This window comes from bacterium, from assembly GCA_035307765.1.
Taxonomy (GTDB): Bacteria; Sysuimicrobiota; Sysuimicrobiia; order Sysuimicrobiales; family Segetimicrobiaceae; genus Segetimicrobium.
Map to the genome: position 1 here is coordinate 63,733 of DATGHU010000011.1, position 11,557 is coordinate 75,289.

At 70.4% G+C, this 11,557-nt stretch carries 12 protein-coding genes; 3 read left to right on the forward strand and 9 right to left on the reverse strand.

Features of this window, described 5'->3' with window-relative positions; all coding sequences use genetic code 11:
• Positions 1 to 49: 49 nt before the first annotated feature.
• Together VKV57_03975 and VKV57_03980 are read right to left on the reverse strand one after the other, a co-directional pair.
• On the reverse strand, positions 50 to 958 hold the full coding sequence (locus VKV57_03975; protein HLW59066.1) for a hypothetical protein: 909 nt from the start codon (positions 956 to 958) through the stop codon (positions 50 to 52).
• A gap of 31 nt (positions 959 to 989) precedes the next feature.
• Positions 990 to 1,844, reverse strand: coding sequence for a M48 family metalloprotease (locus VKV57_03980; GenBank protein HLW59067.1), 855 nt, complete (start codon positions 1,842 to 1,844; stop codon positions 990 to 992).
• 143 nt (positions 1,845 to 1,987) lie between these two features.
• Between VKV57_03980 and VKV57_03985 the strand changes: the two genes are divergently transcribed.
• The 3 genes from VKV57_03985 (at position 1,988) to VKV57_03995 (ending at position 4,976) form a co-directional block, all read left to right on the forward strand.
• Positions 1,988 to 2,659 carry a molybdenum cofactor biosynthesis protein MoaE gene (locus tag VKV57_03985; protein HLW59068.1) on the forward strand — a complete coding sequence of 224 codons (672 nt, stop codon included), beginning with the start codon at positions 1,988 to 1,990 and terminating at the stop codon, positions 2,657 to 2,659.
• Positions 2,646 to 4,250 (forward strand): HD domain-containing phosphohydrolase, encoded by a 1,605-nt coding sequence (locus tag VKV57_03990; protein ID HLW59069.1) that lies wholly within the window; start codon positions 2,646 to 2,648, stop codon positions 4,248 to 4,250. The genes VKV57_03985 and VKV57_03990 overlap by 14 nt, the downstream gene beginning before the upstream one ends.
• A gap of 69 nt (positions 4,251 to 4,319) precedes the next feature.
• Positions 4,320 to 4,976, forward strand: a complete 657-nt coding sequence (locus VKV57_03995; protein ID HLW59070.1) for a hypothetical protein — start codon at positions 4,320 to 4,322, stop codon at positions 4,974 to 4,976.
• A gap of 16 nt (positions 4,977 to 4,992) precedes the next feature.
• Here the strand turns inward: VKV57_03995 and VKV57_04000 are convergent, their stop codons facing one another.
• From VKV57_04000 to VKV57_04030, 7 genes are all read right to left on the reverse strand, one after another.
• Positions 4,993 to 5,361: a hypothetical protein gene (locus VKV57_04000; GenBank protein ID HLW59071.1), complete on the reverse strand. Its 369-nt coding sequence runs from the start codon at positions 5,359 to 5,361 to the stop codon at positions 4,993 to 4,995.
• Between the two features lie 83 nt (positions 5,362 to 5,444).
• A complete protein-coding gene (locus tag VKV57_04005) occupies positions 5,445 to 6,311 on the reverse strand; it encodes an LptA/OstA family protein (protein HLW59072.1) in 867 nt (288 codons plus the stop codon).
• A gap of 2 nt (positions 6,312 to 6,313) precedes the next feature.
• Positions 6,314 to 6,820 (reverse strand): Fur family transcriptional regulator, encoded by a 507-nt coding sequence (locus VKV57_04010; protein HLW59073.1) that lies wholly within the window; start codon positions 6,818 to 6,820, stop codon positions 6,314 to 6,316.
• A gap of 10 nt (positions 6,821 to 6,830) precedes the next feature.
• Positions 6,831 to 7,700, reverse strand: coding sequence for a 2-oxoacid:ferredoxin oxidoreductase subunit beta (locus VKV57_04015; protein ID HLW59074.1), 870 nt, complete (start codon positions 7,698 to 7,700; stop codon positions 6,831 to 6,833).
• A complete protein-coding gene (locus VKV57_04020; protein ID HLW59075.1) occupies positions 7,693 to 9,459 on the reverse strand; it encodes a 2-oxoacid:acceptor oxidoreductase subunit alpha in 1,767 nt (588 codons plus the stop codon). Before VKV57_04020 ends, VKV57_04015 begins: the two co-directional genes overlap by 8 nt.
• A 152-nt stretch (positions 9,460 to 9,611) precedes the next feature.
• Positions 9,612 to 10,460, reverse strand: coding sequence for a DUF169 domain-containing protein (locus tag VKV57_04025; GenBank protein HLW59076.1), 849 nt, complete (start codon positions 10,458 to 10,460; stop codon positions 9,612 to 9,614).
• A 7-nt stretch (positions 10,461 to 10,467) separates the two neighbouring features.
• Complete coding sequence (locus VKV57_04030; protein ID HLW59077.1) at positions 10,468 to 11,550, reverse strand: Mrp/NBP35 family ATP-binding protein; 1,083 nt, start codon at positions 11,548 to 11,550, stop codon at positions 10,468 to 10,470.
• Positions 11,551 to 11,557: the final 7 nt, after the last annotated feature.

The window sequence follows — 11,557 nt, forward strand, 5'->3', positions numbered from 1 at the left end:
ATACTCTGCACGAAATTGCGACGCAAACCGGACGCCGCTCGAGCGGCGATCAGCGCGAGACGTCGGCGGTCCGGCTCTTCGGCCCGGGCCCGGAGAGCCAGAACGCCTGCGACCACGCCGTCCCTCGCGCGTCCAGGCACTCGACGCGTACGAATCCTTCATCGCCGCCCGGATGATACGCCGCCTCGGGTCCTCCGCGCTCGTGGCGGACGGCGCCGTGCGCATCGAGGAATCGAATCCTGGCGGCATCCGTCGTGCATGTGATCGCGCCGTCGCGCACCCCAAACTCCGCACGGGGGCCGGTCGACGCGTACAGAGCCAGACTCCGCAGCGCGTGGAGGAACGCCTCGGCGGTCACCTCGGCGGCCTTCACCATCACCCAGCCGGTGTCGAAGTCCCGGTCTCGGTGCAGGTCGTCGACGGCGACCGCGCCGACCGGGGCCTCGGGCCCGCGGCAGGCGAGCACCGCCGCCCACCGCTTCACGTCGGTGCTCGCCGCGCTGTGGTGATTGCTGACCTCGATCAGGTGGTACCCCCGCAGCCGCACCATCTCGGCGACCGACCAGGAGCCCGTCCAGAGGTTCCCCCTCCAACCCGGGTGGTGCAGGGACACCACGCCGCCGGAAGCGACCGTGGCGTCGATGCAGGCCTGCGCGCCGCGCACGCCGAGCGGCCCCGGCGTCCCCAACCGCCCCAGATGGGGCCCGAGTGGCCAGAACGGCCGGCCGACCGCGGTCTCCACCCCCGGCAGCGCGAGGAAGGCGGCGTCGTTGAGCGCGTCGCACCGGGTCACCCGCTCGTGGTCGGTGAACACCACGAAGCTGTAGCCCGCGGCCCGATACCGCTCCAGCAGTCGGAGGGGCGGGGAGGTTCCGTCGGAATTGGTGGTGTGGCAGTGCAGCTGTGCTTTGCGGTACTGGCCCGGGACGGCGTACGGGTCGGTGACCGACGGCGGCATCACCGTCGACAGATTCGCGCGCGGCCCGCGGTCACCTGTCGGGGGGGACGGGGCGCGACGGGGCGGCGGTCGCCCTCGCCGGGCCGGTGGGGGCCCCCCACGCCGGCAGCGGCGGGGCATCGGCCGGCGCGGCGACCTGATACCCCAGCGCGTGCAGCTGCTCACGCAGCGCCTTGATCCGATCGGGCGTGTCCGGATGGCTCTCGAACGCGTTGGTCAGGCCGGGCTGCGACTTGTCCAACGCCGCCAGCCGCTCGAAGAAGCCCAGCGACGCGACGGGGTTGAACCCGGCCTTCCGCGCGTAGATCACGCCGTAGTGGTCGGCCTCGAACTCTTTGTCCCGCGAGTACTTGGCATCGATCAGGCCGCGCGCCAACTGGGAGATCTGGTACGCGGCCAGGCTGCCGCCGAAGACGAACTGGGTGAGCAGCACCGCGCCGAACTGCAGCGCCATGTCGCGCTGCGCCAGGTCGACCGCATGGCGGTGGGCGACGTGGGTCGTCTCGTGCCCCAGCACAAACCCGAGCTCGTCCTCGGACTTGACGAAGCCCAGCAGCCCCTGATCCACGAAGAGAAAACCCCCCGGCGCGGCAAAGGCGTTCACGCTCTTGTCGCGGACGATGTGGTAGGTCCAGGGAAGGGTGGGCCGCTCGGAGACCCGGGCCAGCCTCAGCCCCAGCCCGGTGACGTACTTGGTCAGCCCGGGATCGGCCACGAACCCCGGCTTGCTCGCCACCTCGGTCTCGACCTGCCGCCCGATCTGGATCTCCTGCCCCTCGCTCATCCCAAAGAACTGGGCGTGGGCCCAGGGCGCCGGCGGCGTCCACAAGACCAAGGTCGCGGCGACGGCCATCGCGGCCGCGCCCCATCGGACCCGGCTAGGCATCGACCCCACCCCCCTCCACAGACGGCCCACACTTCCCACAACGCACGGCGAGCCGCAGAGCGTTCCCCATCCTCCCGATAGTATTGTACACGGTGCGCGCCGGGCCGAAACCTCCGGAGAACGCCTGTGGTACAATCGGGGCTGTGAAGATCACGGTGCGTTTGTTCGCCTCCTACCGCGAAGCCGTGGGTGCGCCCGTTGTGGAACTCGCCCTGGACGGCGGTGACGGAGGCTCGGCGGTCTGGGCGGCGCTGGTCTCCCGCTTTCCCGCCCTGGCACGCCTGCCCAAGCCGTCGGGATACGCCGTGAACGATGAATACGTGCACGGGACCCTGGCGCTCCGGGAGGACGACGAGGTCGCCATCATTCCCCCGGTCAGCGGGGGGGCCGTCACCCGCGCCGCGCTGATCGAAATCACCGATCGGCCGATCCAGCTCGACCGCCTCCTGGGGGCGACCGCGGATCCCGGATCCGGGGCCGTCGTCGTCTTCCTCGGGGTCGTGCGCGACAACGCGCGCGGCCGGCGGGTCGACCACCTCGAGTACGAGGCCTACGACACGCTCGCCCGCCGGGAGATGGAGAGGATCGCGGAGGCGATCGCCGCGAGGTGGCCGGGCGCGCGTGTCGCGATGATCCACCGCACCGGGCGTCTCGGGGTGGGAGACGCGAGCGTGGCGATCAGCGTCTCGGCTCCGCACCGCGCCGAAGCGTTCGAGGCGGGGCGATTCGCGATCGACACCCTGAAGCAGACCGTGCCGATCTGGAAGAAGGAAGTCTGGGACGGCGGGGAGGCGTGGGTCGGTGCCGAACCCTGACCGCCCGAGCCCATCCCGGGACGCGGTTGAGGCGGCGCCAACCCCGGTCCGGCCGCGCGGCATGAAGGCGGCGCTGTTCGGAGAGTACGTCCGCCACCTCCCCGCGGCGGTGGGCGCGGCGATCGGCCTCTACTCCGCCGTGCTGCTGTGGAGCGCCCACGAGACGGTGACCGGGGCGGTGGCGCTTGCCGCGGGAATCGCCGCGGGCCTGGCCCTGGAGCACGAACCGTCCCCTCGCCTGCGGGCGGTCGGGTATCTGCTCGGACTGCTCGCCGTCGGCCTCGCCGTGCGAACCACCGGCCTCGCCGTCCTCGCCTACGGGCCGTGGATCGTGCTCGCCGCCGGCCTGTTTCCTGCGTGGATCGCGCAGGTCGGATTCGGCGCCGCCGGGGTCGCCAGCTACCTCCTCGCCGCCCTCGTCGCACGACCTCCTGCGACCCCGGCCGACGTGCTCGTCCCGGCGGCGGCGATCGCCGTGCTCCACCTGGGAGCGGTCCTCGTGGCGCGCGAAGCGCGCGCCACCAGCCAGCTCGCCCTTACCGACCCCCTGACCGGCCTGGCCAACCGTCGGCTGCTCGACTGGCGGCTGGCCGAGGAGCTGTCCGAGGTCCAGCGGACGAACGGCACGTTCACGCTGGTCTATCTCGACATCCAAAATTTCAAGGAAGTGAATCACCGCGTCGGACAGCGTGCCGGGGATCGGGCGCTGATCCGCATCGCGCAGATCCTGCGGGACACGATGCGGACCCACGACGTCATCGCCAGGATGGGTGGCGACGAGTTCGCGATCCTGGCCCCCGCCCTCGCCGAGACGGACATCACCGCGGTCATCGAACGGATCCGGACGGCCGTGGCGCGCGCCACGACCCTCCCCTACCCGCTGCGCGTGGCGGCCGGGTGGGCGATCGCGCCGCACGACGGCCGAGACGCCGCGGCCCTCCTGGAAACGGCCGAAGCCGCCGCGTACGAACAGAAGCTTCAGGCGCACCTATCCGGACCGTCGCTGCAGATGGAGCTCACCGCCGCGCTCTGGAACCTGCCGGACGGGGCGCAGCAGCTGGTCCGCCTTCTCCACGCCGAAGGGATCGAACTCGAAGAGCACCTGAACCGGGTCGGTCAGTGGAGCCTGGACCTCGGGAGGGTCGCCGGGCTCGACCCGGAGCGCCAGCAGACGCTGGCGCAGGCGGCGGTGGTGCACGACGTCGGGAAGCTCGTGCTCCCCCGCTCGCTCCTCCGCAAGCCCGGCCCGCTCTCCCCTGAGGAGCAGGCGATGCTGGTCAAGCACGTGACCAGCGGCGTGGCGCTGCTGCGGGCGGTGGCCGTCGACGAAGGGGTGATCGCGATCGTCGCGGCGCACCACGAGCGCTGGGACGGCGGCGGGTATCCCGACGGGCTGGCCGGGGACCGGATCCCGCTCGAAGCCCGGATCCTCGCCATCGCGGACGGGTGCGACGCCATGACCGCCCGCCGCCCGTACCGCAAGGCGTGGACGACGGACGAGGCCATCGCCGATCTCCAGCTCGAGGGGGGCCGGCAGTTCGACCCCGAGCTGGTCAACCTGATCATCCCCGTCCTCGGGGCGGCGGGGTAAAAGGAGGAGAAGGATCGCACGCCCGCGCGTGCGGTCGGGGGAAATCTCACGCTGAATCGGAGGGTGTCTATGCTGCGGTCTGTCGCCACCACCGTCACATCCGTCCTCGTCGCCGTCGCCCTCGCCGCCGTCCCCGCGCGCGCGCAGCGCGCCGGTCAGAGCTGGAGGCCCCTCCTCCCCGGACTCAAGGCGGAGCTGGCCGCCAAGCACGATCCCGAGGTGGCGCTGCGGCTGGCCATGGTCTACGCGCACGAAGGCATGCTGATCGACTGGTGGCACACGCTCAAGCAGATCGACCAAATGATCGGCGGGGACGCCCACCGGGAAGGGATCGCCCGGCGGGTGTTGCCCAAGGCTACCGCTCAGGTCCAGCGGGATCCCGGCGACCTCCTCGCCCGGTACGAGCTGGCGTTTGCGTCGTGGTTCGCCGAGAGCGACCGGCACACCGCCCTCCGCCAGTTTCTGGAGATCACCCGGCAGGAACCGCGCAACGCCATGAATCACGGCTACCTGGGTTACCTCTACGCCGACCGCGAGGACGCCAAGGACACGGTGGCGCAGTGGGAGGAAGGGGTGCGGCTCGATCCCAACAACAACGCGATGCACTACCTGCTGGGGCTGGCCTACAGCCACGTCGGCCGGTCGCGCGACGCGGCGGTCCAGTTCGCGATGGCGTACCGCGACCGCACCGTCTACAACTACGTCACCCGCGGGGAGCTGCCGTAACAACGGGAAGTGAGGTCTAGCCGACTCTCCGCCGCGCCGCCCACCGCACCACGATCAGCACCGCTGCGCCCGCCACGGCCATCCCGGTCCACGACACGCCGAAGATCAGGATGACCGCCACCCCGAAGTCGGGCGGCAGGGCCACCCCGTGGAGCATCCCGATCGCCCGGTCCACCCCGATCCGGGCCCAGACCGTCGACGCCGCGGCGAGCATCGGGAGGATCACACCGCGCCCGCTGGCCCAGGCCGCCGCCGCCCCCGCAATCCACGGCGATGCCAGGCTGAGCCATCCCGCGGCGGGGAGCTGCGCGGCCAGCAGGTCGAGCCCGTCGAAGAGCGCGGCGCCCACACAGACGGCGCCGATCCACCGCAGCCCCGCTGGCATCTGCCCGACCGGATCCGGGGAGCGACGCCGGGCGGGGGTTCGGCCCCCCGCCCGTTCACCCACCCAGACCGCCGGACGACGCACTAGTGAGCGGAGGAATCCCCGGCATCCCCGGAATCGATGTAGGTGAGGTGGGTCGCCCCCTCGGCGACGAATCGCCGCGCGCGGTAGAACACCGTCACCCGGTCGGCCCACAGCGTCCCCTGCCGCCGCTTGACGATCACGCTCCCGGTGATGACGGCGATGCCCTGCCGGAGGTCGATCGTGGCGCCGGCCCCGCGCAGCTTCGCGTCGTAGACGTCCGCGTCGATGGGCCCCCGGATCACCGCCCGATCGGTCGCGCGGAACAGGTCCATCCGGCTGCCCAGCATGCGCCCGTCGCGGTTCTGGATCGTCGCCCGGGCGGATCCGCCGCCGAAGATCACCGCGTGCTGCGCGCGCTCATCGTAGGTGACCCGCGAGCCCGTGGCGATCAGATCGGGTTGGGAGAACAGCGTGACGTTCCCGTCGGCCGCGAGCGCGCCGGTGTCGCGGTCGGCGGCGATGCGGTCCGCCAGCAGCGCGTAGGATCGGCTTTCCACCGAGGCGTGGCCGGCCAGCAGGGCCCGGGCCACCCGCTGCTCGTGCACCACAAACAGGGTCACCGTGTCCGCGACCGCCTTGACCGTCGGATCCGCCACCGACACGTGCCCGGTGAAGACCGCCACGCCCGTGGGCCGGTACAGCCGCAGGGCGTCGCTGGTCGCGCGCAGCGAGCCGTAGGTGACCGCCACGTGCCCCGTGGCGATCAGGGTGCTGCCGCGGGCATCGACCGATACCTGGTCGGCGGCGAACGTCGCCGATCCGGCGGAAAACTTCGCGGCGGCCGACGCGGACGGCCCGCCCGGTCCGGGGAACCCGGCGAGGCCGACGGCGACCAGGGCCGCGGCCAGCCGGAGGCGGCGCGGCATCGCTAGCGCCCGGCGCGAGATGCGGCGTTCCGGCAGGAGGCGCAGTACCCGTAGAACTCGATGCGGTGGCCGACCACGACGAACATCCCGTCGGTCAGCTTTGACTGCTCCTGTTCCAGGGTCTTGGTGACCCGGCCGCGTGGGATGTCCACCACCGCGCCGCATCTGAGACAGGTGCCGTGATAGTGCGGGTGCACGTTCGGGCAGAACACGCTCCGCCCGTCGCCGTAGGTCAGGCGTCGGACCATGCCCAGCCGGCCGAACAGATCGAGGGTCCGGTAGGTGGTGGCCAGGTTCACGGTGGGGCAGACCGTGCGGGCGCGGCGGCAGATCTCCTCGGCGGTGACGTTCTCGCGGCCGGCGTTGAGCATGCTCCCCAGGATCGCCCGCCGCTGCGGGGTGGCGCGGTAGCCCTCGCGCGCCAGCACGGTGAGGCGTTCGTCGAGGGTGGCCGGCTCGGTCCGTTGAGCCGCCACCCCTGCGTCGGCCCGGTACGAGGTCGTCGGCACGGCGGTGCGCCTAGAAGAACTCTTGGCGGAGAGCGTCCGCCTGCGTCGCGGTGAGCGGCGCGAGCTCGCGCTTGGCGACCGGCCCGATCCGCAGCTCCGAGACCTGGTCCTCGTAGGTCGGCTCGCCCTGAACCTGGTACAGGATCCCGATGGGGATCTTCTCCCCCCACTCCTGCGCCTTGCGCCAGGCGGTCTCCCGATCCGCGGGATTGTGCCCGGCCTCCTCCAGCTTGTAGACGCGCTCCCGGTAGTAGTCGTAGGTGTTGATCTTGTTATAGATCACGCACGGCTGCAGCACGTCCACCAACGCGTAGCCCCTGTGCTGGATCGCCGCCATGATCAGCTTGGCCAGGTGCTTCGGATCTCCGGAGAACCCGCGCGCCACGAACGTCGCGCCGCCATTGATCGCCGTCGCCAGCGGGTTGAACGCGATCTCGATGCTCCCCTCCGGCGTGGTGCTGGTGACGAACCCGCGCTCACTCGTCGGCGCGTACTGCCCCTTGGTCAGGCCGTAGACCATGTTGTTCTCGGCGATGTGGACGATGTCGGAGTTCCGCCGCATGATGTTCATGAAGTGGTTCCCGCCGATGCCGTACCCGTCCCCGTCCCCGGTGATGCAGATCACGTGCAGGTCGTGGTTGGCGAGCTTCGTCCCCTGCGCCACCGGCAGCGACCGCCCGTGGATGGTGGTGAACGAGTTCGCGTTCATGTAGTCGGGGAGCTTGCTGCCGCACCCGATCCCCGAGAAGAACATCACCTCGTGCGGGTGGATCTCCAACTGCGCGAGCGCGCTCTTCACGGCGTTCAGGATGCCGTAGTCCCCGCACCCCGGACACCAGGTGACCTTGATTTGGTTGTTAAACGTCTTCTGATCAAGCATGGACCTTGGCCTCCTCCAGCTTCTCGATGATGTATTCCGCGCTGATCGGCCGGCCGTCCCAGCGCAGGATCATCCGATCCGCGCGCCGGCCGGTCATCGCCCGCACCAGGTGCGCGAACTGGCCGCTCTGGTTGCCCTCCACCGCCACCAGTTCGCGGGCCGCCTCGATCAGCGGCGCCGCCTTCGCCTCCGGGAACGGCCAGATGTCGACGAAGTGCAGGAGGTTGGCCCGGGTCCCCCGGGCGTTGAGCATATCGACGGCCTCCCGCATCGCGCCGTACGTGCTCCCCCAGCCCATCAGGGTGACCGCCGCCCCTTCCGGCCCGTAGAGGGTCGGCTCGTGGAGGTCCTCCACGATGTGCTGGAATTTCCGCCACCGCTTCCCGGCCATCTTCAGCCGGTTCGCCTGGTTCTCGTCCTCGAAGTGCCCGTACTCGTCGTGCTCGTCGCTGCAGGCCTGCTGCACCGCCTTCGGATGCCCGGGGATCGCCCGAGGGGAGATGCCGCTCGGGGTGTCGCGGTACCGCAGGTACGGTCCGGTGAGCCCATCCAGCTGTGCCGGCGTCAGCATGTCCCCGCGGTCGATCTGCACGCGCTCGATCGGGAACTCCGACGGCAGCAGCGTGCGCATCATCGTGGTGAGGTAGAACTCGGTCATGACGATCACCGGGCACTGCCACTTCTCCGCCAGGTTGAACGCCCGCACGGTGGTGTGGAAGCACGCTTCCTGGGTGCCCGGGGCCAGCACGATCCGCGGGAACTCCCCCTGGCTGGCGAACAGCGCGAAGAGCAGGTCGCCCTGCTCGGTCTTGGTCGGCATTCCGGTGGAGGGGCCGGGCCGCTGGGCTTCCACGATCACCACGGGCACCTCGGCCATCCCGGCCAGCCCGAGGGCCTCCACCATCAGCGAGAAGCCGCCGCCGCTTGTGGCCGTCATCGCCCGCGCCCCGGCGTTGCCCGCGCCGATCGCGAACAGGATCGCCGCGATCTCGTCCTCGGTCTGCTTGACGACGATGTCGAACTTCCTCTGGTGCCCCGCGATGTACTCAAGAATCGAGCTCGCGGGGGTCATCGGATACCCGGACATGAACCGGCACCCGGCGGCGATCGCCCCCACGCCGATCGCCTGGTTCCCGTTGATCAGCAGCCGGCGGCCCCGCTCCTTGAGCGGGGAGGCCTTCCATTCGAAGGAGGTCGAATACTTGTCGCGCCCGACCTTGTACCCTTCCTCGGCCACCTTGAGGTTGCCCTCGACGACCGCGTCGCCCTTGCGTTTGAAGTTCTGGCGGATGACGTCGGCCACAAACTCAAACGGGTACTCGACGATGCCCGCGAGCGCCCCCAGGCCACAGGTGTTGGCCATGATTTTGTTGCCGCCGATCTCCTGCGCGAGCTTCGTCAGCGGCAGGCCGTAGAGCTGCACCCCCCGCCGCGTCAACACGTCGTGATCGAACTTGAGCGCGTCGTCGAACACGAGCGCGCCGCCCTGAACGATGTGCGCGCCGTAGTCCGTCACCGCCTCCGGGCTGAACGCCAGCAGCAGGTGCACGCCTTCGGTGTGGGCCCACAGGGGATGATCGGCGAGCCGGATCTGGAAGAAGTTGAGCCCGCCCCGGATCCGGGACATGTACTCGGTGTAGGTGTGGAGCCAGAGGCCGCCGTGGCTCAGCGCCTGCGCGAACCCGGCCCCGCCGGACTCCACGCCCTGACCCGCCTCGCCCGCCAGCCTGATCGTCATGTTGTTGATCCGCTTACTCACGCTGTCTCACCCCCGATGAAGGCTGGGCCTCCCGCTCAGGTGCTGCGCGCCTTCGTGAGGCGCCCCCTTGCGATCACCCGACTCACCCACTCCCTCCGAACACACATTCCATGCGGCTGCCGCCCCACCCTCCGGGCAGGCAGCCGCCCCGGCTACTCTCGTCGCGCCGGACCCCGTCCCTCGGGCGCCGGGGAACCCGGCCCCTCCCCTTGGGATTCCTCCCACAGCGTGTCCAGCCGCCGGTACTTCTCCGGGAACTCTCCGGTGTAGCGCAGCCACGCCGGGATCGGGTACCGCACGCCGCCCTGGTGCGTCCCCCGGAGGCCGACCACGAGATCCTCCGCCCCCGCCCACGGAACCGCAAAGGCCATCTCGTGGTCCTCGGTCTGCCCGTAGATGCGATCCCCGTAGCACGGCAGGATCACCTGCGGCTGCCCGGCGCGCATCGTCTCGATCACCGCGTCGGCGCAGTCCAGCCGCGCGGAGAAGCTGCTGTGGATCCGGCCGCCCCCCCGGTACAGCGCCGCCGCCACCAACCGCATCACCTGCGCGGCGTTGCCGTACATCAGCACGACATGCGGCTCGAACGCCGACCGGCCGAGGGGAGCGACGATGATCCGCTCGTACGTCCCGAAATCGAACTTCGGGACCTCCGCCTCGGTGCGCTTCCCGGCCTCCGCCGTCTCCGTGTACATGCCGCAGGCCAGGTTCCCCTCGGCGTAGTACGGGAGCACCTCCTCGAACCCGAACGCGGTTTTGGCCAGCGGGCAGCTGAGATCGTCCCGGCCCACCGCGAGCGCCCACCCGTACCGCCGGGCGATCGAAAACGTCTGACAGATGGCCACCTTGATGCCCATGTCTTGGGCGGGACGCCGGACCTTGTCGGGCAGCGGCTCGCCCGGCTTCGCCATCCGGATGCCGAGGGGAAACGTCTGCGGGCGGACGAATTTCTCGATCTCTTCGTTCAGCGCAGCCGGCGTCATCGCGCCCACGGTATCCATCACCCGGTCACGCCCGCGCCTTCAGCAGCGCGTCCGCGATCGCGTAGAAGACGAGCGCGGAAGGAGCCTCGGGATGCGTCAGGGTCACCGGCTGCCCGGTGTCGCCGCCCTCGCGGATGGCCGGATCGAGGGGGATCTGCCCCAGCAGCGGTGCGCCGATCATCTCCGCCAGCCTGGCGCCCCCGCCCTGGCCGAAGATGTAGGAGGGCTCGGCCCCGGGGGTGGCGAGGTAGTAGGACATGTTCTCGATGATCCCGATGACCGGCATGTTCACCTTCTCCGCCATCCGTCCGGCGCGGAAGGCCACCGTCGCCGCCGCGGCCTGGGGGGTCGTCACGATCAGCATCTCCGCCCTGGGCAGCGTCTGCGCGATCGTCAGCGACACGTCGCCGGTGCCGGGGGGGAGATCGATGAGCAGGTCCTGGACGTCTCCCCAGTAGACCTCACCGAGAAAGGTGGTGACGGCTTTGTGCAGCATCGGCCCGCGCCAGACGACGGCCTCGGTCTCGTCCACCATGAACCCCATGGAGATGGCGCGGACGCCCGCGCGCTCGAGCGGGATGATCATCTGGTCGATGGTCGTCGGCCGACCCTTGATCCCCAGCATCTGGGGAATGCTGAACCCGTAGACGTCGGCGTCGGCGATCCCGACCCGCCGTCCCCGCGCCGCCAGCGCCACGGCGAGGTTGGTGGTCACCGTGGATTTCCCGACGCCGCCCTTCCCGCTGGCGATGACGAGCACCCGCGTGGTGGATGTCGGCGAAAGCAGCGGGGCCTGCCGCTGCGGCCCGGGGCGGAGTTGGCCGATGAGCGCCTGGCGCTGCTCCTGCGTCATCACCCCGAGCTGCACGTCCACCTGGTCCACGCCCGGGAGTTCCTGAACCTTGGTCTTGATGGAGTCGATGATCGTCTCGCGCAGCGGGCAACCGCTGATCGTCAGCAGGGCCTCGACCCGCACCGCCCCATCGCGGATCGCCACCTCTTTCACCATGTTGAGCTCGACGATGCTCCGGTGGAGCTCCGGGTCCATTACCCCCCGCAGCGCCTCGATCACCTGGTCTTTCGTCACGCCAACCCTACGGGCAAACACGATGCCT